The sequence below is a fragment of the Inquilinus limosus genome (assembly GCF_051487185.1).
Classification (GTDB): Bacteria; Pseudomonadota; Alphaproteobacteria; order DSM-16000; family Inquilinaceae; genus Inquilinus; species Inquilinus limosus_F.
The window spans coordinates 348,798-374,649 of record NZ_JAHVDK010000001.1 but is presented as its reverse complement, the minus strand read 5'-3'; the positions used below and the strand labels follow the sequence as shown (position 1 = coordinate 374,649).

Below are 25,852 nucleotides of genomic sequence, written 5' to 3'. Positions count from 1 at the left end.
CGGCCGACATTGCCGGGGCGCGGGCCGCGGCCGGCTGCGCCGCCACCGGCTCCTGCGCCTCGGCTGCCGGCTCGGCCTGGTTCTCGGCCGCCGGGGCGTAGTCCGGCTCCGGCGCCGCTTCGACCGGGGCGGCCGCCGCCGGAGCCTGCGGCTCAACCGGGGCCGGGGCGACCGGCTTTGGCGCCGGGGCGAAGCGCTGCGGCGTCACCGCCGCGGGACGGACCGGCATCGCCGGCTGCGGTGCCGGGGCGGCGGCCGGCTGCGGCCGGGCGCGGTCGCCCGAGGGCAGCGTGGTGGTGCTGTAGGTCTGCGGCCGCGCCGCCTGGTTGATCTGCATGTCGATGCCGGTGGCGACGACCGACACCCGCACCCGGCCCTCCATGCTCTCGTCGAAGGTCGAGCCGAAGATGATGTTGGCGTCGGGGTCGACCTCGTCGCGGATGCGGTTGGTCGCCTCGTCGACCTCGTACAGGGTCATGTCGAGGCCGCCCGTGATGTTGATCAGGACGCCCTTCGCCCCCTTCATCGAGATGTCGTCGAGCAGCGGGTTCGAGATCGCGGCCTCGGCGGCGCTGATCGAGCGGCGCTCGCCCTCGGCCTCTCCGGTGCCCATCATCGCCTTGCCCATCTCGGCCATCACCGTGCGGATGTCGGCGAAGTCGAGATTGATCAGGCCCGGCTGCACCATCAGGTCGGTGACGCCGCGCACGCCGGAATGCAGCACCTCGTCCGCCATCCGGAAGGCGTCCGCGAAGGTCGTCTTCTCGTTGGCGATGCGGAACAGGTTCTGGTTCGGGATGATGATCAGGGTGTCGACATACTGCTGCAGCTCCTGCAGCCCCTGCTCGGCCATGCGCATGCGGTGCGCGCCCTCGAAGTGGAAGGGCTTGGTCACCACGCCGACGGTCAGGATGCCCTGCTCGCGCGCCGCCCGGGCGATCACCGGCGCCGCGCCGGTGCCGGTGCCGCCGCCCATGCCGGCGGTGATGAACACCATATGCGCGCCTTCGAGATGGGCGACGATGTGGTCCATCGCCTCCTCGGCCGAGGCCCGGCCGATATCGGGCCGCGACCCGGCGCCGAGGCCCTGGGTCAGCCCGGCGCCGAGCTGGATCCGCTTCTGCGCCGCGGAGCCGGCCAGCGCCTGCGCGTCGGTGTTGGCCACCACGAACTCGACGCCGGCCAGGTTGGCCCGGATCATGTTGTTCACGGCGTTGCCGCCGGCGCCGCCCACGCCCACCACGGTGATCCGCGGCTGCAGGCTGACATCGCCCTGCGGGATGCTCAGATTGATCATATCGGTGCTCCCCTACTGTCCCCTATTCACCCTTCGACCGCTTCCATCCGTCCGATCCGTGCTCCCGGCATCGCCCCGGATGGGCCCAGGCGTGCCGGGTTTATTGGTCTCTGCTCAGAGGTTGTCACGGAACCACCCCCCGATCCGGCTGAGAAAGCCGCCGCCCGAGGCGCCGCTCTCCTCCAGCCCCGGGCCTGAGCCGACCAGGTCGGCGGGCCCCGAAATGGCGTAGGCCAGGAGGCCCGTCGCCGTCGAAAAGCTCGGCCCCGCCGTCGCCTCGGCCAGGCCGTCGAGGCCCAGCGGGCGGCCCATGCGGACCTGCTTGTCGAGAACCAGCTGCGCCAGCTCGCGCGCGCCCTGCAGCTGCGAGGCGCCGCCGGTCAGCACCACCCGGCGGCCAAAGGCCTTGTCAAAACCGCTGGCCTCGAGCCGCGAGCGCACCAGCTCGAAGATCTCCTCCATGCGCGGCTGGATGATCCCGGTCAGCAGGCTCTTCGGCACATGGGTCGGCTGGCTGTCCTCCTCCTCGCCGACCTGCGGCACGTCGATCACCTCGCGGTCGTCGGCGACCGAGGGCAGGGCCGAGCCGTAGAGCGTCTTCATTCGCTCGGCATGCACCACCGGCGTGGTCAGGCCGCGTGCGATGTCGTTGGTGACATGGGCACCGCCGACCGGCAGGCAGTCGGCGAAGACCATGCGGCCTTCGATGAACACGGCCAGCGAGGTGGTGCCGCCGCCCATGTCGATCACGGTGCAGCCCAGCTCGCGCTCGTCCGGCACCAGGCAGGCCAGGCCCGAGGCATAGGGCGAGAGCACGATGCTCTCGACCTCGAGATGGGCCCGGTTGACGCAGCTCGACAGGTTCCGCACCGCGCCGGTGTTGGCGGTGATCAGGTGCAGGTCGATCGAGAGCTGGTCGCCGACCATGCCGCGCGGGTCGCGCACGCCGCGCACCTCGTCCAGGCCGTAGCTGATCGGCACCGCGTGGATCACCTCGGCGTCGGTGGCGACGCTGCCGTTGAAGGCGCGGGCGGCGCGGCGCAGGTCGTTGTCGTTCACCTCGCGGCCTCCGACCGGCACCTGCAGCGACAGGCTCTGCGACGCCGGATGACCGCCGGACAGGTTGACGATCACCTCGTTGACGGTCTCGCCGGCCATCTGCTCGGCCGCCTGGACCGCCAGCGCGATGGTCTTCTCCGCCGCGTCGAGCTCGACGATGGCGCCGGCGCGGACGCCGCGGCTGGCCTGGTGGCCGATGCCGATCACCTGGGCCCGGCCCTCGTCGGCCACACGCGCGATGAAGCACACGACCTTGGTCGTGCCGAGATCGACCGCGGCGACGATCGAGCCCCTGGCGCGGGTGCGGGGGCGGCGCATCGCGTTAAATCCCATGAGAGCCATCCGCGCCGCCCATCATGTCTTGTCCTTCGACGGCGTGCGCTGCGCCGCCGCCGCGGGGGTGAGCTGGATCACCATCCGGTCACCCAGGCGCAGATCGACCGCCACGATGTCGCGGTCGAGCACCGATTCCTTGCGCTGCGCCTCGTCCAGCCGGGCCAGCGCCGGGGCGACGTCGCCGTCCGGCAGCTTCACGGTGACGTGGTTGTCGAGCACGAGGTCCCAGCGCCGGCCGCCGACCCGCATCGCCGACCGGATCCTGCGGGCGATGTCCGGCGTCTTGGACAGGGCGTCGATCAGCGGCGCCGCGGTCTGGGCCGCATCGGCGCCGACCACCATCGGCAGGTCCGGATAGTCGGCCACCGACGGCACCGGCAGCACATGGCCTTCGCGGTCGATCAGGCTGAACTTCTGGTTGTTCTGCCACAGCGCCAGCGGCACCCGCTCCTCGATCCGCACGAAGATCGTGTCCGGCAGCCGCCGCTCGACGCTGGCCGAGCGGATCCAGGGAATCTCCAGCAGCGCGGCCTGGGCCGCGTCCGGGTCGAGGTCGAAGATCGGGTCGCCGCGGCCGACGCCGAGCGCCGCCATGATCGCGGCGCCATCGACCGACCGGCGGCCCTCGACCAGCACCTCCTGCACCGAGAAGCCGGCCGCCGCCGTCAGGCCCATCACCGCGCCGTGGACGCCGCGCCCGGCCGCGGTCAGGGTGCCGCTGGTCCACAGCGCGGCCAGCAGGCCGAACACGGCGATGCCGCCCAGCGCCATGCCGCCCAGGCGCAGCGCCGCCGCCTGGCGGCGGGGCATCGGCTTGCGGCGGACCGAAGTGCCGCCGCTGCCGCGCCGGCGCGCGGCGTCGGGTTCGGCGCTCAGCGGCCGCATGCGGCATCCTCCAGCAGCCATTCGCAGAGATCGGCGAAATCGACGCCGACGTATTTGGCCTGTTCCGGCACCAGCGAGATCGGGGTGAAGCCCGGCTGGGTGTTGATCTCAAGGAAGTAGAGCCCCTCGGTCCCCGGCCGGGAATCGTCCCAGCGGAAATCGGTGCGGCTGATGCCGCGGCAGCCCAGGGTGCGGTGCGCCAGCAAAGCCAGGCGCATGGCCTCGGCGAAGACCGTCTCCGGCACCCGCGCCGGCAAGGTGTGGACGGCGTGGCCTTCGGTGTATTTCGCCTCGTAGTCGAAGAAGGCGTGGCTGTGGGTGACCTCGGTCACGGTCAGGGCGCGGTCGCCCATCACGCCCACGGTCAGCTCGCGGCCGGGGATGTACTCCTCAACCAGGGCGTCCCCGAAATGCCAGGAACCAAGATCGATCGGCGGGGCGTTGTCGTTGGCGCGGACGATGCGGACGCCGACGCTCGACCCCTCCTCCGCCGGCTTGACCACATAGGGCGGCTCCATCAGGTGGCGCTCGGCCACCTGCTGCGGCGGCGCCACCGCGCCGCGGACGGTGCGGACGCCGGCGGATGCCAGCACCAGCTTGGTCAGCGGCTTGGACATGGCGATCGCCGAGGCCCGCACGCCGGAATGGGTGTAGGGCAGGCCCAGCATGTCGAGCACGCCCTGGATGGTGCCGTCCTCGCCGCCCTTGCCGTGCAGCGCATTGAACACCACGTCCGGCGCCGGCCGCAGGGCGCGCAGCAGCGCGTCGAGGTCACGGCCGACATCGATCAGACCGACCCGGTGGCCGCGGTCGCGAAGCGCCATGGCGACGGCCTTGCCGGAGACGAGGCTGACCTCGCGCTCCGCCGACCAGCCGCCGTAGAGGACCGCGACGGACTTCATCGGCCGGCCCCCGCCGCCTTCTTGGCGCGCAGCGCGTCGAGCTCGGTGGGCAGGGCGTTGGCCCAGGCGGTGATGTTGCCGGCGCCGAGGCAGACCACGAAATCGCCCGGCTGCGCCAGGTCGTGGACCAGCTGCGGCAGCGCCTCGGGCCCCGGCAGCGGGATCACCCGGCGGTGGCCGCTGTCGCGCAGACCTTCGACCAGGGCCGAGCGGGTGGCGCCTTCGATCGGCGCCTCGCCGGCGGCATAGACATCCGCGACCACGACGATGTCGGCGTCGTTGAAGCAGGTGCAGAATTCCTGGAACAGGCTGGCCAGCCGGCTGTAGCGGTGCGGCTGCACCACCGCGATCACCTTGTGCTTCTGGGCCGCGGCCCGGGCCGCCTTGAGCACCGCCGCAATCTCCACCGGGTGGTGGCCGTAATCGTCGATCACCGTCACGCCGCCCGACTCGCCGGCCTTGGTGAACCGGCGCTTCACACCGCTGAAGCGCGCAAGCGTTTCGATGATCTGCCCGTCGTCCATTCCCATCTCATGGGCCACGGCGATAGCGGCCAATGCATTCTGGATATTGTGTTGGCCCAGCATTGGCAACACAATATCGCGTATCAGACGGCTTTTTCCGGACTGCCGGTCCTGGAGCACGGCGGTGAAGCGCGAGCCGCGCGATTCGATCGAAAAATCGATCGCGCGGACGTCGGCCTGCGGGCTGAATCCGTAGGTGACGATGCGCCGGTCGGTGACCCGCGAGATCAGCGCCTGCACCTCCGGATGGTCGATGCAGAGCACGGCGAATCCATAGAACGGCGTGTTGGTGACGAACTGCTCGAACGCCGCCTTCACCGAGTCGAAATCGCCATAGAAGTCGAGATGCTCGGGGTCGATGTTGGTGACGACGACGATGGTCGCCGGCAGCCGGGTGAAGGTGCCGTCGCTCTCATCCGCCTCCACCACCATCCAGTCGCCCTGGCCGAGCCGGGCGTTGGTGCCGTAGGCGTTGATGATGCCGCCATTGATGATGGTCGGGTCCATGCCGGCGCCGTCGATCATCGCCGCCACCAGGCTGGTGGTGGTGGTCTTGCCGTGGGTGCCGCCGATCGCGATCGACCATTTCAGCCGCATCAGCTCGGCCAGCATTTCGGCCCGGCGCACCACCGGGATCAGGGCGGCGCGGGCGGCCTTGACCTCCGGGTTGTCGCTCTTCACCGCCGAGGAGATCACGACCACCGCGGCGTCGCCGATATGGGCCGCGGCGTGGCCGATCTTGACGTCGATGCCGGCCTTGCGCAGCCGCTGGACGTTGGCGTTCTCGGCCATGTCGGTGCCCTGCACCGAATAGCCGAGATTGTGCAGGATCTCGGCGATCCCGCTCATGCCGATGCCACCGATGCCAACGAAATGGATCGTCCCAATGTCGAGCGGCATCTGCCTCATCGGCGGTACTCCTAACTTACGCTCCGGTTGCGACCCGCGCGCGGGCGCCCGCCTCCTGGCCTGCGAGGGAGAGGACGAGATCGGCGAGTCGTTCGGCGGCATCCGGATGGGCAGCGGCGCGCGCGGCGCCGGCGGCCTCCACCAGGACGGAGGGGCGGGTGTACAGGTGTTCGAGGCGCGATGCCAGCACTTCCGGAGAGAGATCCGACTGCGGCATCAGCCATCCCCCGCCCGACGCCGCGATCGCCCTGGCATTGGCGGTCTGGTGGTCGTCCATGGCGAAGGGATAGGGCACCAGGATGGCGGGGCGGCCGATGACGCCGAGCTCCGCCGCGGTCGAGGCGCCGGACCGGCAGATCACCAACTGGGCCGCGGCCAGACGCTCCGGCACGTCGTCGAAGAAGGTCGACAGCGTGGCGTCGGCGCCGATCGCGGCGTAGCGGCCGCGGCAGGCCTCGATGTCCTCCGGCCGGCACTGCTGCACGATCGACAGACGGGTCCGCAGCGCCTCCGGCAGCGCCGCCACCGCGGCCGGGATCAGCTCGCTGAACACCCGGGCGCCCTGGCTGCCGCCGAGCACCAGCAGCATCAGCCTTCCGTCTTCCGTCGGCGCCGGATAGGGCGCGCCGGCCTTGGCGGCGATGGCCGGGCGCACCGGGTTGCCGGTGACCTCGACTCGGCGGCCACCCTGGCCTGCCGCGCCCTGCAGCGGGAAGCCCGTGGCGATGACGGCGGCGCGGCGGGCGAGCCAGCGATTGACCCGGCCCAGCAGGGCATTCTGCTCGTGCAGCAGCACCGGGATGCCGGCATGGGCGGCGGCCAGCACGGTCGGCGCCGACGGGTAGCCGCCGAAGCCGACCACGGCGGCGGGCCGGTGCCGGCGCAGCACGCCGCGGGCGTCGAGATAGCCGAGGCCGAGCAGCGATGCCGTCTTCAGCTTACCGAGCAGCCCCGGCGCCATGGTGGCGGAGCGGACGGGGTCGACCGGCACCTCGGGCAGCCGGTCGCCGAAGGCGCGGCCGCGCGGATCGGTCGCCAGCCGCACCGGATGGCCGCGGGCGATCAAGGTCCGGGCCAGCGCCTCCGCCGGAAAAACATGGCCGCCGGTGCCGCCGGCGGCCAGAAGGATGGGCCCCGACAGCGTCACCTTAGCCCCCCTCCCCCGGCATGCCTGCGGGTCAGCGCCAGCACCATGCCCATGCCGTAGCCGAGCGCGATCAGGGAGGAGCCGCCATAGCTGACGAAGGGCAGGGTCATGCCCTTGGTCGGGATCAGATGCAGGGTCGAGGCCATGTTAATCGCCGCCTGCAGCCCGAACTGGGTGACGAGGCCGACCACCGCCAGCATGATGAACAGGTTGGTCTCGTTCATCACCCGCGACAGGCCGCGGACCAGGATGAAGGCGAACAGCGCCACCAGCAGCAGGCAGAAGAACAGGCCGAACTCCTCGCCGCCGACCGCGAAGATGAAGTCGGCATGCGCGTCAGGCAGGTACAGCTTGACCGTGCCCTCGCCCGGGCCGGTGCCGAACAGGCCGCCATTGGTGAAGGCTTCGATCGCCCGGTCGACCTGGTAGTTGTCGCCGGTCGAGGGGTCGAGGAAGCGGTCGATGCGGCTGCGGACGTGCTCGAACAGGAAGTAGGAGCCGACCAGGCCGCCCGCGCCCATGCCGATCAGCGCGATCACCAGGATCATCGGCAGCCCGGCAATGAAGAACTGGATGAACCAGACCGCGGTGACCACCACGGTCATGCCGAGATCCGGCTGCGACAGCAGCAGGAAGACGATCAGGCCGTACAGCACGGTCGAGGCGACGTAGCCGGGGAAGCCCGGCCGGGTCTTCTGCTGCGCGAACAGCCAGGCGGCGACCACGGCGAAGGCCGGCTTGACGAATTCCGAGGGCTGCACCGACATTCCGGGCAGCTGGATCCAGCGGGTCGCGCCCTTGATCTCGACCCCGACGAACAGGGTGGCGAAGACGCCGAGCAGCGACAGCACGAAGACGATCGCCGAGGTGCGGCGGATCGCCGGCGGGCTCAGCAGCGACACCAGGAACATCAGCACGATGGCCGGCAGCAGCATCATTAGATGCCGCTCGATGAAATGGAACTCGCCGAGATTGATGCGCTGCGCCACGGCCGGGCTGGCGGCCAGGATCAGGATCGCGCCGATGCCCATGATGATGCCGAGCAGCAGCAGCATCCAGCGGTCGACCGTCCACCACCAGCGGCCGATGACCGAGCTGTCGGCGCGATCCAGGGTCACCATCTAGAGTTCCCCCCTCTCCACCCGGACCTGCAGCCCCTTGACCGAGGCGGCGAACGCCTCGCCCCGCGCCTCGAAATTGGCGAACTGGTCGAAGGAGGCACAGGCGGGCGACAGCAGCACCACGGCGCCGGCGATGCCGTCGGAATCGGCGGCGCGGTAAGCGGCCTCGACCGCGGCGTCGAGGTCGGTGCAGCGCTGATACGGCACCCGGCCCTCGAGATGGGCGGCGAATTTCGGCGCGCCCTCGCCGATCAGGAAGGCCCGGCGCACCCGCGGCAGATAGGGGTCGACCGCTTCCAGCCCGCCCTCCTTCGGACGGCCGCCGGCGATCCAGTAGATCGTGTCGTAGGAGCCGAGCGCCTTGGCCGCCGCATCCGGGTTGGTGCCCTTGCTGTCGTTGACGAAGCGGATGCCGGCGAAGGTGCCGACCAGCTGCTGGCGATGGGCCAGGCCCGGGAAGGTGCGGATCGCCGCGGCCAGCACGTCCTCCGGCACGCCGGCGGCGCGCGCGGCAGCCCAGGCGCAGGCGGCGTTCTGGCCGTTATGGGCGCCCGGCAGCGCCGGCGCCTGGCGCAGGTCGAGCACCGGGCGGGCCGCGCCTTCGGTCGCGTCATGGAGCAGGAAGTCGCGGACGAAGACGCCGCCCTCGACCGCGCGCTCGGCCGAGATCGGGATCGCCTTGATCTCCGGCCGCGCCTTGGTCTTTTCGAACACCGCCCGGGAATAGTCGTCGTCGACCCCGATCACCGCCGTGCCGCCCGGGCGGATGCCGTCGAGCAGCCGCGTCTTGGCGGCGACGTAGCCGGCCATGTCCGGATAGCGGTCGAGATGGTCGGGCGTGATGTTGATGAAGACGCCGATCGACCACGGCACCTCGGTGATGGTCTCGAGCTGATAGGAGGAGACCTCGAGCACGTACCAGCCGCCCGGCCCGAGCGGGCGCAGCCCGAGCGCCGCAGGCCCGAGATTGCCGCCGGCCTCGGAGTCGAAGCCGGCCGCCTGGAACACGTGCTGCAGCAGTGCCGTGGTGGTGGATTTGCCGTTGGTGCCGGTGACGCCGAGGAAATTGGCGTCCGGCAGGGCCTCGGCCAGCAGGTCGATGTCGCCGACAAGGCGGCAGCCGGCCTCCAGCGCCCGCGCCACCGCCGGATGCGGCCGCGGGTGGGTGCGCGGGATGCCGGGGCTGAGCATCGCCAGATCGGCGCTGCCCATGCCCTCGGCGGCGAAGTCCCGCACCGGCACGCCTTCGCGCTCGGCGAAGGAGCGGCCGGCGACCTTGTCGTCCCAGGCGACGACCTCGACCCCCGCCGCCTTCAGCGCCCGGATCGCGGCGGTGCCCGACTTGCCAAGACCGAGGACGGCAACGCTGCGGCCCTTGAGATGCGAGAGGTCGATCATCGGATCACCTCAGCTTCAGGCTCGAGAGACCGATCAGGGCCAGGATCACGGCGATGATCCAGAAGCGGATCACGATGGTCGGCTCGGCCCAGCCCTTCTTCTCATAATGGTGGTGCAGCGGCGCCATGCGGAACACCCGCCTGCCCGTCATCTTGAAGCTGGCGACCTGGACCATCACCGACACCGCCTCAAGCACGAACAGACCGCCGATGATCGCCAGCACGATCTCGTGCTTGGTGATCATGGCGATGGCGCCGAGCGCGCCGCCCATCGACAGCGAGCCGGTGTCGCCCATGAACACCATGGCCGGGGGCGCGTTGAACCAGAGGAAGCCGAGGGCACCGCCGATCAGTGCGCCGCAGAACACCGCCAGCTCACCGGCGCCCGGGGCGTGATGGATCTGCAGGTAGTTGGCGAACACGACGTTGCCGGCGAGGTAGGCGATCAGGCCGAAGCAGCCGGCGGCGATGATCACCGGCATGGTGGCGAGGCCGTCGAGCCCGTCGGTCAGATTGACCGCGTTCGAGGCGCCGACCATGACCAGCATGGCGAAGGGGAAGAACAGGATGCCGAGCTCGACCATCACATCCTTGAGGAACGGGATGGCGACCGCGGTCTCCTGCACCTCCGGCGTCACCTGCAGGTACCAGTAGACGGCGACCAGCGCGATCGCCCCCTGCACCAGCAGCTTCAGCTTGCCGGACAGGCCCTTGGGGTTGCGCTTGGTCAGCTTCAGATAGTCGTCGCCGAAGCCGACCAGGCCGAAGCCGACCGTGACCAGGAGGGTGATCCAGACGAAGGCGTTGCGCAGATCGGCCCACAGCAGGGTCGAGATGCAGATCGCGATCAGGATCATCAGCCCGCCCATGGTCGGCGTGCCGCGCTTCTTGAAATGCCCTTCCGGCCCGTCCTCGCGAATCGGCTGCCCCGCCCCTTGCCGCGCCTTCAACGACCGGATCAGCCAGGGACCCATGACGAAGGCGATGATCAGCGCCGTCATCACCGCCGCCCCGGTCCGGAAGGTCAGGTACCGGAACAGGTTGAAGATGAGGGCCTGGTCGGCGAGCGGGGCAAAGAGGGCCGGAAGCACCGGGGACTGTTCCTTTTCAGATGCCGTTGGCGACGCGTTTCGGCGACGGCTGGGTGTGGGGGGCCCGGTTCTCGCGCGCCACGCGGAGATTTTCCAGTGCCTCGACGATCACGGCCATGCGGCTGCCCAGCGAGCCCTTGACCATGACGCAGTCGCCCGGCCGCACCGCCTCGGCCAGGATCGGCGCCAGGGCGGCGCTGTCGGCCGCATGGGCGCCGCGCCGGCCTTCCGGCAGGGCGTCGTAGAGCTGCTTCATGTCGCTGCCGCAGGTGAAGACCAGATCGATGTCGTGGGCAAGCACATGCTGCTTCAGCGCCGCGTGCAGGGCCGGCGAATCGGGCCCGAGCTCCAGCATGTCGCCGAGCACGGCGATGCGGCGCCCGTCCGGGCCGCTGTCGACCCCACCCAGCACCTCGAGACTGGCGGCGACCGAGACCGGGCTGGCGTTGTAGCTCTCGTCGATCAGCAGCAGCTTGCCGGCCTGGCCGCCGCGCTGCAGCTCGACCGTGATCCGCGCGCCGCGGCCGCGCAGCGGCGTGATCCGGCCCATGGCGCGGGCGGCGCCGGCGATGTTGGCGCCCAGCGCCTTGGCTGCCAGCAGCACCGACAGGCTGTTCAGCACCCAATGCCTGCCTGGGGCAGACAGGGTGTAGCGTACCGGCTCGCCGAGGATCACGGCGCTGACCGCGCTGGCCGCGGTGTGCAGCGAGCAGTCGACCAGCCGGGCATCGGCCTCGGGATGCTCGCCGAAGCTCCAGATCCGGCCGACGCCCTGGGTCCGGGCATGGGCGACCAGGCGCGGGAAGAACGGGTTGTCGCGGTTCAGGATCGCCGTGCTCTCCGGGCCCATGCCGCGGAAGATCTCGGCCTTTGCGTCGGCGATGCCGTCGACCGAATGGAAATGCGCCGCGTGCACCGCCTCGACATTGGTGATGACGGCGACGTCGGGCTCGACCAGCCGCGACAGCGGCGCGATCTCGCCCGGATGGTTCATGCCCAGCTCGAACACGCCGTAGGCGACCTGCTCCGGCATCCGCGACAGGCTGAGCGGCGCGCCCCACTGGTTGTTCAGGTTGCCCTGCGAGGCATAGGTCGGCGCGGTGACCGACAGCGCCAGCTTCAACGCCTCCTTGGTGCTGGTCTTGCCGACCGAGCCGGTGACCCCGACGACCCGCGCCTCGCTGCGCATGCGGGCGAAGCGCGCCAGGTCGGTCAGCCCCTCCATGGTGTCCTCGACCACCAGCAGCGGGGCGTCATGCGGCACGCCCTGCGGCACCCGGTCGACCATGACCGCCGCGGCGCCCTTGGCCAGGGCGTCCTTGACGTAGTCGTGGCCATCGAATTTCGGCCCGCGCAGCGCCACGAACAGATCACCCGGCACGACCGAGCGGCTGTCGATCGAGACGCCGGTCGCCGCCCACTCCCCGACCTGCATCCCGTTGGTTGCGGCAGCCGCCTCCGCGGCCGGCCAGAGGGCAGGTGTGGTCATGGCGTCGGTCTCCATCGCGGGTCGCTCTTCACATGGGTCACGGCCTGGCGCGCCTGCTCCGCATCGTCGAAGGGACGCACTTCATCGCCGATAATCTGGCCGGTCTCGTGGCCTTTTCCGGCCACGACCAGGACATCGTCGGGGCCCAGCCCCTCGACCGCGGCGCGGATGGCCTCGGCCCGGTCGCCGATCTCGGCGGCGCCGGGGCAGCCGGCCAGCACCTGGCGGCGGATCTCGGCCGGGTCCTCGCTGCGCGGGTTGTCGTCGGTGACGATCACGCGGTCGGCCAGGCGCGCCGCGATCTCGCCCATCAGCGGGCGCTTGGCGCGGTCGCGGTCGCCGCCGCAGCCGAACACAACCACGAGGGCGCCGCGGGTGTGCGGCCGCAGCGCGTTCAGCACCGTCTCCAGCGCCCCCGGCTTGTGCGAATAGTCGACATAGACCGGGGCGCCGTTCGGATGGCTGGCCACCAGCTCGACCCGGCCCGGAATGCCCTTGAGCCGCCCCAGCAACCCGGCCGCGGTGTCGAGGTCGGCGCCGTCGGCCACCACCAGCGCCAGGGCGGTCAGCACGTTGTAGGCCTGGAAGCCGCCGACCAGCGGCAGCTCCGCCTGGTAGGACCGGCCGCCGGCGGTGAAATGCAGGTCGATGCCGTGCGGCAGCGGCTGGGCCCGGTCCAGCCGGTAATCCTGCCCGGCGCGGCCCAGGGTCACCACGGCGCGGCCGGCGGCGCGGGCGCGGTCGATCAGGCCCCCCGCCTCCGGCACGTCGGCATTGAACACGGCGGTGCCGCCGGGCTGCAGCACCTCGTCGAACAGCCGCGCCTTGGCCGCCAGATAGGCTTCCATCGTGGCGTGGTAGTCGAGATGGTCCTGGGTGAAGTTGGTGAAGGCGGCCAGCGTCACCCGCACCCCGTCCAGCCGGAACTGGTCGAGCCCGTGCGACGACGCCTCCATCGCCAGCTTGGTCACCCCGGCCGCCGCCAGGTCGGCCAGCTCGGCATGCAGCGCCACCGGGTCGGGCGTGGTCAGCGAGCCGTAGCGCTCGCGCCCCGGCGCCATAACCCCGAGCGTGCCCAGGCTGGCCGCCTGGTGGCCGAGCAGGGTCCAGAGCTGGCGGGCGAAATTGACCGTCGAGGTCTTGCCGCTGGTGCCGGTGACGGCGGCGATGGTGGCCGGCTGCAGGCGGCAGAACTCGGCCGCCATCAGCGCCAGGCGGCGCCGCGGGTTCGGGTCGGTGATCAGCGTCGCGGTCGCGCCCGGCGGCAGCGCCGTGCCCTCCGGCGCCAGGATCGCCGTAGCGCCGGCGGTCAGCGCATCGGCGATGAAGGCGCGGCCATCGGCGCGCGCACCCGGCAGGGCCGCGAACAGGAAGCCGGGCCGGACCGCGCGGGAATCCGCAGTCAGCCCTTTCAGGCCGGCAGGAAGAAGCGAGGATTCAGGAACGCCCGGCATGGCTCATTCCTCCTCGACCGATGCCTGCTGGGTACCACCGGCGGCGGGCCCCATGGGCAGCGCCAGCTGCTGCTGGACCGCAGGATCGTTCGGGTCCTTCGGTTCGACCCCCATCATCGGCCCCATGCGGGCGATGATCTGGCCGCCCAGCGGCGCCGCGTTCCAGCCGGCGGTGTTGTAGCCGTAGGTGCCCGGGATCGCCTGGGCGTCCTCCAGCATGGTCATGACGATATATTTCGGGTCATAGGCTGGGAAGATGCCGACGAAGTCGGTCACCCCGGCCTTGCGGTTGTAGCCGCCGCGCACCGCCTTGTTGGCCGAGCCGGTCTTGGCGCCAACGAAATAGCCGGGCACGTCCGCCTTGGTCGCGGTGCCGCTGACGACCACGACGCGCATCAGCGCCCGCATGATCCGCGACAATTCGGGCGACAGCACCCGCTTTCCCGGCACCGGCTGGGACGGGTCGCGCTTGAACAGGGTCGGCGAGTGGAGAATGCCGCCATTGACCACGGCGGCGACCGCCGTGATGAGCTGGACCGGGGTGACCGCCATGCCGTGACCATAGGAGATGGTCATGCCGCTGACCTGGCTCCAGGGCTGCGGCACCATCGGCGAGCCGACCTCCGGCAATTCGAGCGGCGAGGGCTTCGTCAACCCCAGCCGGGCCATGAACTCCTTCTGCCGCTCCAGCCCCGCCGCCTCGAACATGTGCACCGAGCCGGTGTTCATCGACTGCCGGAAGATCTCGTAGACGCTCCACCGCCCGGACTGCGGCTCGGCCCGGAAATTGCGGATGGTGAAGCGGCCGACCCGGATCGGGCTCTGGTCATAGGTTGTCTGGAGGGTCGACGTGCCGCTTTCCAGTGCCATCGCCGTGTTAAAGATCTTGAAGGTGGAGCCCATCTCGTACACGCCGAGCGTGTTCCGGTTGAACAGGGCGTCCTCGGAGGCGGCGGTGGGGTCGTAGGGGTTGAAGTCCGGCAGCGAGACCATGGACAGGATCTCGCCGGTCTTCACGTCCATGATCACGACGTTGCCGGCCGTCGCCTTGAACTTGGTGATCGCTGCCTGCAGCTCGTTCCGCACCATCTCCTGCAGCCGCAGGTCGATCGACAGCGCCACCGACTCGCCGTTCTGCAGCCGGCCGTCCAGGCTCTTCTCCAGCCCGGCGATGCCCTGCGCGTCGATGTTGGTGAAGCCGACCGCATGCGAGGTCAGGTTGCCGGCCGGGTAATAGCGGCGCTCCTCGTTCTGGAAGGCGAGGCCGGGGATGCCGAGGCGGTTGATCTCGTATTGCTGCGTCGGGGTCAGGCCGCGCTTCAGCCAGACGAAGCGGCGGTCCGACGACAGGTCGGCCATCAGCTTGGCCTGGTCGAGCTCGGGCAGCACCTTGCTCAGGCGCAGCGAGGCCTCGATCGGGTCCAGCACCAGCTTCGGGTCGGCGTAGAGCGACACCGAGGGCAGCGTGGTGGCTAGGATCAGCCCGTTGCGGTCGCGCAGATCCGCCCGGTCGGCGACCGGTGCTGCGGCGGAGACGGCACGGGTGGCGAGGGCGCTGTCGGCGTCGCTGCCGAGCGCCATCAGGTCGATCAGCCGCAGGCCGATGCCGGCGAAGGCGAGGCTGAACACGAGCGCGGTGATGACGACGCGCTGCCGACCCGTCTCGATGGCCGCGGAAAGCCGTTGAGCCGGCCGAAGGGCCGGCTCGGTCTGCCGCGGTACGGTCGGAAAGCCATCCAGCGCGTCGGCCGTCATCGAATTCCCCGTGGAGCCTCGAGTCCGGCGAGCAGCGCGCCGATCGGATCATCCGATGCCGCCGCCCGGGTGGGGGCCAGGGCCTGGGCCACAGCCTCCAGCGGCGCGGCCGGGCGGCGCGGCGCCACCACCGGCCGGATCGGAACATCGGCCGCCGCGACGCGGGTGGCGGGCGGAGCGGCCGCTGCCGGGTGGGCTGCTGCGGCTTGCGGCACGTCGCTGCCGGCATGCGGCGCGGCCGGGGCGACCGCGGGTGCCGGCCGGACCTCGACGGCGGCCACCTGCACCGGGGCGGCGGGCGCGGCCGACTGGGCCGGGGCAGCGGCCGGCTGGGGCGAGGCGGCTTGGGTCTGGACGGGCATCGGCTCGGCCGCGGCAAGAAGGACTCCGCCCTCGCCGGGCTTGCGGCCCGGCACGGGCACGGGCCCGAAGCTGGGCAGCGCATCGACCTGGGCGACCAGCGACGCCGACGGCGCCGTCGGCTCGCCGTCGAGCGACGGCAGCGGCATCGGGAGCTCCGCCGCACTGGCGATCATTTGCGTGGGCGCGATCGGGCGCAGCTTCGTAAACTGGTCCGTCAGCGCCTGCAAGCGCGACGGCTGGTTCAGGAACGCCCATTCGGCATGCATCACCCGGATCGAATCCTGCTCCCGCAGGATCGACCGGTTGAGGCCGCGCAGCTCCCCCTCCAGCGACTGGACCTCGTAGCTGGTCTTGAACAGAAACGCGCTCGACGCCCCGATGAGGCCGAGCCAGACCATCGTGCCGACGCGGATCATGCTGCCACTCTCCCCCTGTTCCCGGGCGGCCAGGCCGGGGCTTCGCTCCGGATCGCCGCCCGCAGTCGCGCCGAACGGGCGCGCGGGTTGCTGCGGATTTCCGCCTCGCTCGGCGTGACCGAACGCCTGGCCGCCAGGCGGAAGGTCGGGGCCCGCGTCTCGCCGCCGGGCGCCGCGACATGGCGCGACACGCCGCCGCCGGCGCCGCTGCGCTCCGCCAGGAAGCGCTTGACGCGGCGATCCTCCAGGCTGTGGAAAGTGACCACGGCGAGCCGTCCCCCGGGCCTTAGCAGGCGTTCGGCCCCGCTCAAGCCGTGGTCGAGTTCGGTCAGTTCGTCATTCACCCACAGGCGCAGCGCCTGGAAGGTGCGCGTCGCCGGATCGATGCCGTCCTTCGACCGCGGCACCACCCGGCGCACGATCTCGGCCAGCTGCAGCGTCCGCTCGATCCGCGCCTCCTTGCGGGCGGCGACGATGGCGCGGGCAACACGGCGCGACAGCCGCTCCTCGCCATATTCGAAGATCACATTGGCCAGCTCGGCCTCGGGCATGGTGTTGACGATATCGGCCGCGGTCGGCCCTTCCCGCCCCATGCGCATGTCGAGCGGACCGTCGGCGCGGAAGGAGAAGCCGCGCGACGGGTCGTCGAGCTGCGGCGACGACACGCCGAGATCCAGCACCACACCGTCCGCCTGCTCGCCGATCAGCGTGTCCATCGCGCCGAAACGGCCCTCGACGATGCGGAACCGGCCCGGCTGCTCGGCCTCCAGGCGACGCCCCTCCGCCACCGCCTCGGGGTCGCGGTCGATGCCGACCACCCGGCAGTCGGCCGCGGCCAAAAGCCCGCGAGCATAGCCGCCGCGGCCGAAGGTGCCGTCGACGATCAGGTCGCCGTCGCGCGGCGCCACCGCAGCCACGATTTCCCTGAGCAGGACCGGGATGTGGGCGTCGCTCATGCCGCCCCTCCGCCGGCGCCGGCCCCACCGGCGCCAGCCCGCGCCAGGGTCAGGTCGCGCGAGGCCGCCAGCCGGGCCTGCTGATGTGCCTTCAGCGCCTCCGGCTCCCAGATCTGAAAGCGGCTGCCCATGCCCATGAAGGCGACGCTCTCGGTGATGCCGGCCATCTCCAGCATATGCCGCGGCAGGATGATCCGCCCCTCCGGATCCATCTGCAGCTGCTGCGTCTCGGAGAATTCGCGGATTTCCAGCGCCTCGCGCTCCGGCGAGTACAGGTCCATCGCATCGAGCCGGCGCTGGACCTCGTCCATGTAAGCCTCGGTCACCCCGTCCAGGGCCTGGCGATCGGGGGTGGGCTTCACGTTCACCACCGGAACACCCAGCGCCTCCAAGGTCGCGCGGAAGGGAGCGGGCACGCTGACCCGCCCCTTCTTGTCGACCTTGTTGACGTAGGTGCCCGTGAACCGAGCCATCCATCCCCCCGGCGGCGCGTCCGCCGCCTCAACACCCCCGTCGCCCGTACCCCGAACGGGGCGATCGATCCCATTCCGATGGGAGTTCATGGGATATCATGGGCGGAGATGGAACGCAATGGGACGGGCCGGTCAAATCATGGGAAATCAATGGATTTTCTGTGGCTCGTGGCTTTTTTGCCGATTTGCGGGGACTCTTCCTCAGACGCCGGAACAAAATCGGAGATAGAGCGCTTCTTTCGACTCGAATCTCGGAAGCGTTTTTCTTTTGTTCTCTTCTGGCGACGAAGAGAGCGGCCCGGATCGCCGTCCGTCCGCGGCGCGGGCGCTGGATGGGAGATGATGGGAAAGGCGGCAGATGGCCTGTAAGCCGGGTTCTGTCCCCGGCCCCGTATCCTCTCGGACGGCGGGTCGGGGGATGGCCATTCCTCTGGGACGACGGTCGCCCGTCGCCTCGCGCGACCAACCCGGGCGGCAGGCGGAAACGCCTGTCGGCCCATGGTTTCCCACGGGCCGCCCCGCCCCTATTCGGTCTTGCTCCCGGTGGGGTTTACCGTGCCGCGACCGTTGCCGGCCGCGCGGTGCGCTCTTACCGCACCCTTTCACCCTTACCCGGCCGGAGCCGGGCGGTTTGCTTTCTGTGGCACTGTCCCTGGGGTTGCCCCCGCCGGGCGTTACCCGGCACCGTGTTTCCGTGGAGCCCGGACTTTCCTCCCCGCCGGGCCTGGGCCCGGCAGAGCGGCCATCCGGCCATCTGCTACCCCTTGTATAGGTAGCCGAAGGCCCGCCTGCAAGGCGGGCCCATGCCGTCCCATGACAAATCCGTGACGGAGGATCAGGCCGCCGCCCGGGTCAGGTCCGACAGGCTTTCCCTCTGCCGGCCCTCGGCGTCGAAATTGGCCGGGTCGAGCCAGCGCTCGAAGGCGGCGCGCAGCCGCGGCCATTCGCCGTCGATGATCGAGAACCAGGCGGTGTCGCGGTTGCGGCCCTTATAGACCACGGCCTGGCGGAACAGCCCCTCGTAACGGAAGCCGAGCCGGGCGGCGGCGGCGCGCGACGGCGCGTTCAGGCTGTCGCATTTCCATTCATAGCGGCGGTAGCCGAGCTCGTCGAACACCCGGCGCATCATCAGGAACATCGCCTCGGTCGCCATCGGCGTGCGCTGCAGGAGCGGCGAAAAATGGATGTGCCCGACCTCGATCACCCCGTTCGCCGGGTCGATACGGAGATAGGAGGCAACGCCGACCGCCCGGCCGGTGGCGCGGTCGATCACGGCGTGGAACAGTGGGTCGCTGCCCGCCGCCATCTTGTCCAGCCAGGCGCGGAAGGCGCCGAAATCGACGAAGGGACCGATGGCGAGATAGGTCCAGTTGCGGCCGTCCGTGTCCCGCCCCATCGCCTCGAACAGATCCTCGGCGTGCCGGGCGGGGTCGAGCGGCACGACCCGGCAGGCGCGGCCCTCCATCGGCGTGCGCGGCGGCAGCGGCCGCTTCTCCCAGCCGGGAACAGGGGCACCGATCGGCTGGCCCAGGGCGTTGGTGAACTCGGCCATGGTCTCTCTCCGCGTCACTCGCCGGCTTCGGCGGGGGCCAGCGCGCCCCGGACATTGGCACGCAGGATCTCATCGAAGCGGGCGCCGCTTGCATAGGGATCGGTCGTGGCGCCGGAAGCAATCCCCGGCGGCAGCAGTGGGCAGGGCTGCGGCGCGCCGATGGTCTCGGCGATCGGGATCACCCCGGCCCAGATGCCGGCGGCGAGATCCTCCTCGTCGTCATGCGGCGGGCCGCTGCGGATCTTGACGCTGGCCTCCTCGATCGGCATGGCGATCACGGTGGTCGCCCGCACCTCCTTGTCGGTCGGGCGCCGCATCTCCGCCACCCGCCCCGGGAACAGCCGTTCGACATAGGCGTCGAGCGCCTCGCGCTTATGCGTCTCGTCCTCCACCTTCGAGGCGGTGCCGAACACCATCACCGAGCGGTAGTTCATCGAGCAGTTAAAGCCCGAGCGGGCCAGCACCAGCCCGTCGATATGGGTGGCGGTCAGGCAGACCGGCAGGCCGCCGCCCTGGCCCTGCAGCATCCGGCTGACCGAGGAGCCGTGCCAGTACAGCACGTCGCCCTCGCGCCAGTAGGCGGTCGGAGTGCAGTAGGGCTGGCCGTCGAGGACATAGGCGATGTGGCAGACCACGCTGGCATCGAGCACGGCATGGACCGTGGCGCGGTCATAGGCGCCGCGCTTGGCCAGGCGCTTCAGCCGGGCGCGGGCGGAGGGAATCTCGGTCATGGCGGTCCTCGGAACGGCATTGGCCCTCTCGATGCCGCGTTCCGCGGCAACTGGAAAGGTCCAATTCCATGCGACCGGGCCGACCAATCCCCTCGCCATGGAGCTTGCCGGGCGTGCCACGGTCCGCGACCATGACGGCGGGCGCAACTCCCCAGGCCTTTCCATGATCGACCACGTCACGATCAACATCAGCGATCTGCAGAAGAGCAAGCGTTTCTATGAGAGCGCCTTGGCCCCGCTGGGATACCGCCTGGCGTTCGGGAAGGAGGGCAGCTTCTGGGCCTTCGACATCGGCGACGGGCTCTTCGAGATCCAGCAGTCGAGCAGTGCGCCGCCACTGACCTCGGTGCATGTGGCCTTCCGGGTGGAGTCCAAGGAGGAGGTCGATGCGTTCCACCGGGCGGCCCTGGCCGCGGGCGGGCGCGACAACGGCGCCCCCGGCCCTCGCCCGCAATACACTCCGAATTACTACGCCAGCTTCGTCCTGGACCCCGACGGCCACAACATCGAGGCCATGATCGACCCGAAATCCTAGCGCAACCCCCGCAGCACCGCCCCGAGCGTCCGCGCAGCGGCGTCGAGGGCCTGGGGCGGGAAGCCGGTGAAGCCGAGGATCAGCGCCTGGCGCGGCGGCGCCGCGACATGCATCGGCGACAGCGGCCGCAGCACCAGGCCGCGCCGGCGCGCCGCCTCCGCCACCGCGACATCGTCCAGCCCCGGCCGCAGATCGGCGACGATGTACATGCCGCGGTCGATCGGGGCGACGGTCAGGTGCTCGCCCGCCTCCGCCGCCAGCGCCGCGATCAGCCGCTCACGCCGCTCGCCGTATTCCTGGCGCATGCGGCGGATGTGGCGGGTGAAATGGCCCTCATTGATGAAGTCGACCAGCACGTCGTCGAGCACCGAGGACGGAAAGCGGTCGGCGGCGTTGCGGATGGCGGCGAAGCGGTCGACCAGGTCCGGCGGCAGCACCACATAGCCGGTGCGCAGCCCGGGGAACAGCACCTTGCTGAGGGTGCCGATGTAGACGACGCGGCCGTGCCGGTCGAGCCCCTGCAGCGCCGAGAGCGGCCGGCCGGAGAAGCGGAACTCGCCGTCGTAATCGTCCTCGATCACCCAGCGCCCGTCGCGCGCCCAGTCGAGCAGCGCCAGCCGCCGCGGCAGGCTCATCGCCACGCCCAGCGGATAGTGGTGGGTCGGGGTGCAGTAGACGAGGCGCGCCTCGGGCTCGCGCGCCAGGCCGGCGGCGACGTCCAGCCCCTGCCCGTCGACCGGCACCGCGGCGATCCTCAGCCGGTGCTGGCGCAGGCAGGCCAGCGCCGCCGGATAGCACGGATCCTCGATCCAGGCCGGGTCGCCGGCCTGGGCCACGGCGCGCAGCACCAGGTCCAGCCCCTGCTGGCTGCCGGAGACGATGGCGATGCGGTCGGCGTCGCAGTCGACGGAGCGGGCGACGCGGAGATATTCGGCCAGGGCCTCGCGCAACGGCCGGTGGCCCATCGGATCGCCATAGGCACGCTGGCGGATGGCGATGCCGCGCAGATGCCGCTGCACCAGCCGGCCCCAGGCGCGCTCGGTGGCCGGGTGCATGCCGCAGAAGCCGGCGGCGAAGGGCACCGTCTCGCTGCGCCAGACGGTGGCCGCGGCGGCCTGGCCAGGGCTCTCGGCCGGCACATCCGGCGCCTTCTCCTCCGCCTCGATCCCGGTGGCGACATAGGTGCCGGCGCCGACCCGTCCCGCCACCACGCCCTCGGCCTGCAGCTGGTCATAGGCGGCGACCACGGTGGTGCGCGATACGCCGAGCCGGTCGGCCAGGATCCGGGTCGCCGGCAGCCGCGTGCCGGCCGGCACCACCCCGCGGGCGATTAGGTCGCGCAGCGCCAGGTGGAGTTGCTGGAACAGCGGCCGGCGGTCGTCCGGGTCGAGCCCGATCTCGATCAGGTCGATCCAGGAGACCGGGCGGTCCCTGACCGGCTGCCGACCCGTCACGGAATCAGCCCTGGCGCAGCCGCGCCACCAGATCCGGCAAGGAGGCGATCTGGAAGCCCTTCTCCGCCGCCTCGGCGACGAGGTCGCTGGCGTCGCGACGCCCGGCCAGCACCTCGCCCGCGGCCCAGAGCAGGGTCGAGCGAGTGCCGCTGCGGCAATGCATCACCACCGGCTTCGGCGCCGAGGCCAGCGCCTGCTGCATCGCCTCCACATCGCCCGGCGCGATGGCGGAGGAGACCACAGGGATGTGGATGTAGGTCAGGCCCAGACGCTCGGCCTCTGCCCGGGCCTGCTCGGCCGGCAACTGGCCCGGCTCCTCGCCGTCCGGGCGGTTGTTGATCAGCGTCCGCGCGCCCGAGGCCGCGATCTCCGCGATCGCGGCGCAGTCCACCTGCGCCGCCGCGTGCAGGTCCGGGGCGATCTCCGTCAGCTTGGCCATCAAGATCCTCTCCTGGATTCGCAAAGGTTCAAGTGCCGCCCCCTTCCCTGTCATGCCCGGACTTGATCCGGGCATCCAGAGATCGTCGACACCTTCTGGATTGCCGGGTCAAGCCCGGCAATGACAGAAACAGGCGAATCCTCTCACGTGACCTGCGCCTGGGCCTCGACCACCTTCGGCCGGCGCAGGATGATGATGCCGACGCCGACCAGCGTGGCGATGCCGCCGATCAGCAGCGACCAGCTCGCCGGCTCGCCCAGGAACAGCACGCCCGACAGCACGCCGAACACCGGCACCAGCAGCGTATAGGGCATGGTCTGGTTGACGGAATAGGTGCGCAGCAGCCGGTACCAGACGGCGTAGGACAGGATGACGACGACCACCGCCTGGAAGGCGACGGCGATCCAGGCCCACCCGCTGGCCTGCGTCACCGCCTGCCACTGCCCGTCCTCGAGCAGCAGCGAGACGACGAGCAGCATCGGCGCGGCGAAGAGCGACATCCAGCCGTTGATGGTGGAGGGGTCGAGATCGGCCATCCGCTTCATCTGGATGTTGGCGGCGGCCCAGACGATCGCCGCCAGCACGATCAGGCCGATCGCCCAGAGGGCGGAGCTGTGCCGCGGCTCCCCCGCCAGGATGGCGACGCCGCCGATCGCGACGGCCATGCCGAGCGCCCGGCGCCAGCCGATCCTGTCGCGGAAGAAGATCATGGCCAGGAGGGCCGAGGCCGGAACCTGCACCTGGATCACGATCGCCGCCACCGCGGCGTCGACATGCGCCAGGCCGGTGAACATCAGCGAGAAATGGGTCAGCCCCAGCATCACCGACAGGATCAGCACGTCGCGCCAGCGCCCGCGCGGCATGCGCACGAAGGGCACCAGCAGCAGCGCCACCAGCCCGAAGCGCAGCGCCATGAACAGCAGCGGCGGCAGCTCCGCCAGGCCATATTTGGCGATGACGAAGTTGTAGCCCCAGACCAGCATCACGCCGAGGGCCAGAAGCAGATCGACAGGCTTCATCATCAGGAGCCGAGCTCCTCCGCCAGGGCCGCGAGCTCGAGCCAGCGTTCTTCCGCCGCCTCCTTCTCCGCCTGCGCCGCCGTCAGCCGCGCGGTCTTCTTCGCGAAGCCGTCCGGGTCGCGGGCGTAGAGGCTGGGGTCCTCCAGCGCGCGACCGAGCTCGGCGATCTCGGCGGTCAGCGCCTCGATCCGGCCGGGCAGCAGGTCGAGCTCGCGCTGGTCCTTGAAGCTGAGCTTGGTGCGCGGCTTCGGCGCCGCCGGCCTCGCCGCGGCCGCCGGCCTGGCCGCTGGGGCGGGCGCCGAGGGCGGCGCCGGGCGCTGGCGCAGATAATCGGTGTAGCCGCCGACATATTCGGCGACCCGGCCCTGGCCCTCGACCGCGATCACCGAGGTGACCAGCCGGTCGAGGAAGTCGCGGTCGTGGCTGACCAGGATCAGCGTGCCCTGGAAGTCCGCCAGCACCTCCTCCAGCAGGTCCAGCGTCTCCAGGTCGAGGTCGTTGGTCGGCTCGTCGAGGATCAGCAGGTTGCTGGGCCGGGCGAACACCTTGGCCAGCAGCAGGCGGCCGCGCTCGCCGCCCGACAGGCTCTTCACCGGGCTGAACAGCCGCGACGGGTCGAACAGGAAGTCGCCGAGATAGGAGGCGATGTGCCGCTTCTGCTCGCCGACCTGGACATAGTCGCCGCCATGCGGCAGCAGCACGTCGCGCAGCGTCGCCTCGGGGTCGAGCACGGCGCGGGTCTGGTCGTAATAGGCGGGTTCCATCCCCGGCCCCAGCCGCACCGTCCCGGAATCGGGCGGCTCGGCCCCGGTCAGCACCTTGACCAGCGTCGACTTGCCGGCGCCATTCGGACCGATCACGCCGATCCGGTCGCCGCGCAGCACCCGGGTGGAGAAGTCGCGCACGATGACGGTGTCGCCGAAGGCCTTGGAGACGCCTTCGGCCTCGATCACCCGGGCGGCACCGCGGCCGGCCTCGGCGATGCCGAGCGCCGCCACGCCCTGGCGGGCGATCTGGGCCCGCCGCTCGGCCCGCATCGCGTGGAGCTTGCGCAGCCGGCCCTGGTTGCGCTTGCGCCGGGCGCTGATGCCCTGGCGCGACCAGAGGGTCTCCGACGCGATCCGCTTGTCGAGCCGCGCCCGCTCCGCCTCCTCCTGCGCCAGGATGGTCTCGGCCCATTCCTCGAACTGGGCGAAGGGCTTGTCCATCTGCCGCAGCACGCCGCGGTCGATCCACCAGGCCCACTGCACCAGCGCGTTCAGGAAGGCGCGGTCGTGGCTGATCACTAGCAGCGCCCCGCGCCAGGCCTTCAGCTCGCCCTCCAGCCATTCGATGGTCGGCAGGTCGAGATGGTTGGTCGGCTCGTCCAGCAGCAGCACGTCGGGCTCGCCGACCACGGCGCGGGCGATGGCGGCGCGCCGCCCCTCCCCGCCCGACAGCGCCCCGGTCGGCCGGGCGCCGTCGAGCTTGACCGCATCCAGCACCGCCTCGACCCGCCAATGATCGTGGGCGCGGTCCGCCGGCAGGGCGGAGGCGACGTAGTCGGCCACGGTGGCGTGGCCGGACAGGTCCGGCTCCTGCGCCAGATAGGCGATGCGGATGCCGGGCTGGACGAAGCGCTCGCCGGCGTCGAGGTCGATCGCGCCGGCCAGCGCCTTCAGGATGGTCGACTTGCCGCTGCCGTTGCGGCCGACCAGGCAGGCCTTGTCGCCGGCCGAGAGCGCCAGGTCGACGCCGGTCCAGAGGGGTTCGCCGCCGAAGGTGACGGCGGCGTTGCGGAGGGCGAGCAGAAGGGTCATGCGCCGTGATCCGAGAGAGGCCGCCCTTGTCGCAACTATGGCGGGCCTTGGCTACCCCGGATTGGTCATGCCTGCCCGACGACGCGGCGGCCGACGGTCATCAGGCGTTCCCACGTCGGCATCGCCCGGGGTGGGCGGGGCGAGCGGCGTGAAGGCGCACCGGTCCGGCTTGATGTCGATCAACGGCGTGCCGTCGAGGCAATCGAGCCCGCGGACCAGCAGCGTCGAGCCTTCGATGCCGAGCAGCGTGACCATCGCGGTGCCGATTGGGTTCGGCCTGACCGGCGAGCGCAGCGAGAAGGTGCCGCGCGTCGTGCCGTCGTTCTTCGGGCTCTGCAGCACCAGGTCGCGCCGCGACCTGTGCAGCCAGTACAGGATCTCCAGCCACTCATATTCGGCGACGCCGGCCAGGGCCTGGTCCCAGGGCGCGAACACCTCGATCCGGCAGGTCGGGCCGTCCGGCCGGCCCTGGCGCGGACAGTCCAGGCGCGAGGTCCAGGGCGTGCGGATGCGGCCGATGAAGACGAGGCCGCCATCGGCCGCCGCCGGCCATTCGACGGCGCGTTCGGCCGCCCGGATCTCGTCCTCGCGCACCATGCGGGGCCCCTGCTCCAGCTGTCGTGCCGCCTCGCTATATAGGACGATATACGCCGGTCGGCGAGAGCCTTGATGCCGCGGACATCCCACCTCTTGCGCGAGGAGCGCGGCGAATCGGAACCGGCTGCCATTTTTCTCCGTTGCTGTACTGA

23 protein-coding genes and 1 other RNA gene are annotated in these 25,852 nt (G+C 70.9%); 1 reads left to right on the top strand and 23 read right to left on the bottom strand.

The features are described from left to right. From ftsZ to KXR53_RS01765, 18 genes are all read right to left on the bottom strand, one after another. Positions 1-1,297, bottom strand: a 1,297-nt coding sequence (ftsZ, locus tag KXR53_RS01850; RefSeq protein ID WP_437372823.1) for a cell division protein FtsZ, incomplete at its 3' end; no start/stop codon positions are given. Between the two features lie 114 nt (positions 1,298-1,411). After that, positions 1,412-2,689, bottom strand: a complete 1,278-nt coding sequence (gene ftsA / locus KXR53_RS01845) for a cell division protein FtsA (protein ID WP_437372821.1) — start codon at positions 2,687-2,689, stop codon at positions 1,412-1,414. Positions 2,690-2,710: 21 nt separating this feature from the next. Further along, on the bottom strand, positions 2,711-3,577 hold the full coding sequence (locus KXR53_RS01840) for a cell division protein FtsQ/DivIB (RefSeq protein WP_437372819.1): 867 nt from the start codon (positions 3,575-3,577) through the stop codon (positions 2,711-2,713). Further along, a complete protein-coding gene (locus KXR53_RS01835) occupies positions 3,565-4,479 on the bottom strand; it encodes a D-alanine--D-alanine ligase (RefSeq protein WP_437372817.1) in 915 nt (304 codons plus the stop codon). The genes KXR53_RS01840 and KXR53_RS01835 overlap by 13 nt, the downstream gene beginning before the upstream one ends. Beyond that, positions 4,476-5,912, bottom strand: a complete 1,437-nt coding sequence (murC, locus tag KXR53_RS01830) for a UDP-N-acetylmuramate--L-alanine ligase (protein ID WP_437372815.1) — start codon at positions 5,910-5,912, stop codon at positions 4,476-4,478. The genes KXR53_RS01835 and murC overlap by 4 nt, the downstream gene beginning before the upstream one ends. A gap of 16 nt (positions 5,913-5,928) precedes the next feature. Then, positions 5,929-7,059, bottom strand: a complete 1,131-nt coding sequence (gene murG, locus KXR53_RS01825) for an undecaprenyldiphospho-muramoylpentapeptide beta-N-acetylglucosaminyltransferase (protein WP_437372813.1) — start codon at positions 7,057-7,059, stop codon at positions 5,929-5,931. After that, positions 7,056-8,180, bottom strand: coding sequence for an FtsW/RodA/SpoVE family cell cycle protein (locus KXR53_RS01820; RefSeq protein ID WP_437372811.1), 1,125 nt, complete (start codon positions 8,178-8,180; stop codon positions 7,056-7,058). The genes murG and KXR53_RS01820 overlap by 4 nt, the downstream gene beginning before the upstream one ends. After that, positions 8,181-9,578 carry a UDP-N-acetylmuramoyl-L-alanine--D-glutamate ligase gene (gene murD / locus KXR53_RS01815; protein ID WP_437372809.1) on the bottom strand — a complete coding sequence of 466 codons (1,398 nt, stop codon included), beginning with the start codon at positions 9,576-9,578 and terminating at the stop codon, positions 8,181-8,183. A 4-nt stretch (positions 9,579-9,582) separates the two neighbouring features. Next, positions 9,583-10,668, bottom strand: a complete 1,086-nt coding sequence (mraY, locus tag KXR53_RS01810; protein WP_437372807.1) for a phospho-N-acetylmuramoyl-pentapeptide-transferase — start codon at positions 10,666-10,668, stop codon at positions 9,583-9,585. A 16-nt stretch (positions 10,669-10,684) separates the two neighbouring features. Further along, positions 10,685-12,157 (bottom strand): UDP-N-acetylmuramoylalanyl-D-glutamyl-2,6-diaminopimelate--D-alanyl-D-alanine ligase, encoded by a 1,473-nt coding sequence (locus tag KXR53_RS01805; protein ID WP_437372805.1) that lies wholly within the window; start codon positions 12,155-12,157, stop codon positions 10,685-10,687. Further along, complete coding sequence (locus KXR53_RS01800) at positions 12,154-13,611, bottom strand: UDP-N-acetylmuramoyl-L-alanyl-D-glutamate--2,6-diaminopimelate ligase (protein WP_437372803.1); 1,458 nt, start codon at positions 13,609-13,611, stop codon at positions 12,154-12,156. The genes KXR53_RS01805 and KXR53_RS01800 overlap by 4 nt, the downstream gene beginning before the upstream one ends. 3 nt (positions 13,612-13,614) lie before the next feature. Then, positions 13,615-15,366, bottom strand: a complete 1,752-nt coding sequence (locus tag KXR53_RS01795; RefSeq protein WP_437372801.1) for a peptidoglycan D,D-transpeptidase FtsI family protein — start codon at positions 15,364-15,366, stop codon at positions 13,615-13,617. Beyond that, positions 15,363-16,145: a cell division protein FtsL gene (ftsL, locus tag KXR53_RS01790; RefSeq protein ID WP_437372799.1), complete on the bottom strand. Its 783-nt coding sequence runs from the start codon at positions 16,143-16,145 to the stop codon at positions 15,363-15,365. The genes KXR53_RS01795 and ftsL overlap by 4 nt, the downstream gene beginning before the upstream one ends. Continuing rightward, positions 16,142-17,101 carry a 16S rRNA (cytosine(1402)-N(4))-methyltransferase RsmH gene (gene rsmH / locus KXR53_RS01785; protein WP_437372797.1) on the bottom strand — a complete coding sequence of 320 codons (960 nt, stop codon included), beginning with the start codon at positions 17,099-17,101 and terminating at the stop codon, positions 16,142-16,144. The genes ftsL and rsmH overlap by 4 nt, the downstream gene beginning before the upstream one ends. Then, the gene (locus tag KXR53_RS01780; protein WP_437372795.1) at positions 17,098-17,574 is read right to left on the bottom strand and encodes a division/cell wall cluster transcriptional repressor MraZ; all 477 of its coding nucleotides are present in this window, start codon (positions 17,572-17,574) and stop codon (positions 17,098-17,100) included. The genes rsmH and KXR53_RS01780 overlap by 4 nt, the downstream gene beginning before the upstream one ends. Positions 17,575-17,924: 350 nt before the next feature. Further along, an RNA gene (rnpB, locus tag KXR53_RS01775) (RNase P RNA component class A) lies at positions 17,925-18,332 on the bottom strand. 77 nt (positions 18,333-18,409) lie between these two features. After that, positions 18,410-19,126, bottom strand: a complete 717-nt coding sequence (locus tag KXR53_RS01770; RefSeq protein WP_437372793.1) for a GNAT family N-acetyltransferase — start codon at positions 19,124-19,126, stop codon at positions 18,410-18,412. Between the two features lie 14 nt (positions 19,127-19,140). Next, on the bottom strand, positions 19,141-19,857 hold the full coding sequence (locus tag KXR53_RS01765) for a pyridoxamine 5'-phosphate oxidase family protein (RefSeq protein WP_437372791.1): 717 nt from the start codon (positions 19,855-19,857) through the stop codon (positions 19,141-19,143). A gap of 163 nt (positions 19,858-20,020) precedes the next feature. Here KXR53_RS01765 and KXR53_RS01760 point away from each other — a divergent pair, with 163 nt between their 5' ends. After that, on the top strand, positions 20,021-20,392 hold the full coding sequence (locus tag KXR53_RS01760) for a VOC family protein (protein WP_437372789.1): 372 nt from the start codon (positions 20,021-20,023) through the stop codon (positions 20,390-20,392). Here the strand turns inward: KXR53_RS01760 and KXR53_RS01755 are convergent. From KXR53_RS01755 to tsaA, 5 genes are all read right to left on the bottom strand, one after another. Next, entirely contained in the window at positions 20,389-21,846 is a 1,458-nt protein-coding gene (locus tag KXR53_RS01755; RefSeq protein ID WP_437372787.1) for a PLP-dependent aminotransferase family protein, read from the bottom strand. The two genes, KXR53_RS01760 and KXR53_RS01755, sit on opposite strands and share 4 nt — an antisense overlap. Before the next feature lie 4 nt (positions 21,847-21,850). After that, positions 21,851-22,285 carry a TIGR01244 family sulfur transferase gene (locus KXR53_RS01750; protein WP_437372785.1) on the bottom strand — a complete coding sequence of 145 codons (435 nt, stop codon included), beginning with the start codon at positions 22,283-22,285 and terminating at the stop codon, positions 21,851-21,853. Between the two features lie 143 nt (positions 22,286-22,428). Then, positions 22,429-23,307, bottom strand: coding sequence for a DMT family transporter (locus KXR53_RS01745; protein ID WP_437372783.1), 879 nt, complete (start codon positions 23,305-23,307; stop codon positions 22,429-22,431). Next, positions 23,307-25,103 (bottom strand): ABC-F family ATP-binding cassette domain-containing protein, encoded by a 1,797-nt coding sequence (locus KXR53_RS01740; RefSeq protein WP_437372781.1) that lies wholly within the window; start codon positions 25,101-25,103, stop codon positions 23,307-23,309. Before KXR53_RS01740 ends, KXR53_RS01745 begins: the two co-directional genes overlap by 1 nt. A 51-nt stretch (positions 25,104-25,154) precedes the next feature. After that, positions 25,155-25,700 (bottom strand): tRNA (N6-threonylcarbamoyladenosine(37)-N6)-methyltransferase TrmO, encoded by a 546-nt coding sequence (tsaA, locus tag KXR53_RS01735; RefSeq protein ID WP_437372779.1) that lies wholly within the window; start codon positions 25,698-25,700, stop codon positions 25,155-25,157. Between the last annotated feature and the right edge of the window lie 152 nt (positions 25,701-25,852).

What these genes read in the sequence shown, in the direction of transcription:
- ftsL (WP_437372799.1), bottom strand. Translation starts at nt 16,145, where the DNA reads ATGATCCGCGTCGGCACGATGGTCTGGCTCGGCCTCATCGGGGCGTCG.
- ftsA (WP_437372821.1), bottom strand. Translation starts at nt 2,689, where the DNA reads ATGGGATTTAACGCGATGCGCCGCCCCCGCACCCGCGCCAGGGGCTCG.
- KXR53_RS01770 (WP_437372793.1), bottom strand. Translation starts at nt 19,126, where the DNA reads ATGGCCGAGTTCACCAACGCCCTGGGCCAGCCGATCGGTGCCCCTGTT.
- murD (WP_437372809.1), bottom strand. Translation starts at nt 9,578, where the DNA reads ATGATCGACCTCTCGCATCTCAAGGGCCGCAGCGTTGCCGTCCTCGGT.
- KXR53_RS01750 (WP_437372785.1), bottom strand. Translation starts at nt 22,285, where the DNA reads ATGGCCAAGCTGACGGAGATCGCCCCGGACCTGCACGCGGCGGCGCAG.
- KXR53_RS01745 (WP_437372783.1), bottom strand. Translation starts at nt 23,307, where the DNA reads ATGATGAAGCCTGTCGATCTGCTTCTGGCCCTCGGCGTGATGCTGGTC.
- tsaA (WP_437372779.1), bottom strand. Translation starts at nt 25,700, where the DNA reads ATGGTGCGCGAGGACGAGATCCGGGCGGCCGAACGCGCCGTCGAATGG.
- KXR53_RS01820 (WP_437372811.1), bottom strand. Translation starts at nt 8,180, where the DNA reads ATGGTGACCCTGGATCGCGCCGACAGCTCGGTCATCGGCCGCTGGTGG.
- KXR53_RS01780 (WP_437372795.1), bottom strand. Translation starts at nt 17,574, where the DNA reads ATGGCTCGGTTCACGGGCACCTACGTCAACAAGGTCGACAAGAAGGGG.
- KXR53_RS01800 (WP_437372803.1), bottom strand. Translation starts at nt 13,611, where the DNA reads ATGCCGGGCGTTCCTGAATCCTCGCTTCTTCCTGCCGGCCTGAAAGGG.
- KXR53_RS01835 (WP_437372817.1), bottom strand. Translation starts at nt 4,479, where the DNA reads ATGAAGTCCGTCGCGGTCCTCTACGGCGGCTGGTCGGCGGAGCGCGAG.
- KXR53_RS01760 (WP_437372789.1), top strand. Translation starts at nt 20,021, where the DNA reads ATGATCGACCACGTCACGATCAACATCAGCGATCTGCAGAAGAGCAAG.
- KXR53_RS01765 (WP_437372791.1), bottom strand. Translation starts at nt 19,857, where the DNA reads ATGACCGAGATTCCCTCCGCCCGCGCCCGGCTGAAGCGCCTGGCCAAG.
- KXR53_RS01840 (WP_437372819.1), bottom strand. Translation starts at nt 3,577, where the DNA reads ATGCGGCCGCTGAGCGCCGAACCCGACGCCGCGCGCCGGCGCGGCAGC.
- KXR53_RS01740 (WP_437372781.1), bottom strand. Translation starts at nt 25,103, where the DNA reads ATGACCCTTCTGCTCGCCCTCCGCAACGCCGCCGTCACCTTCGGCGGC.
- KXR53_RS01795 (WP_437372801.1), bottom strand. Translation starts at nt 15,366, where the DNA reads ATGACGGCCGACGCGCTGGATGGCTTTCCGACCGTACCGCGGCAGACC.
- murC (WP_437372815.1), bottom strand. Translation starts at nt 5,912, where the DNA reads ATGAGGCAGATGCCGCTCGACATTGGGACGATCCATTTCGTTGGCATC.
- rsmH (WP_437372797.1), bottom strand. Translation starts at nt 17,101, where the DNA reads ATGAGCGACGCCCACATCCCGGTCCTGCTCAGGGAAATCGTGGCTGCG.
- KXR53_RS01805 (WP_437372805.1), bottom strand. Translation starts at nt 12,157, where the DNA reads ATGACCACACCTGCCCTCTGGCCGGCCGCGGAGGCGGCTGCCGCAACC.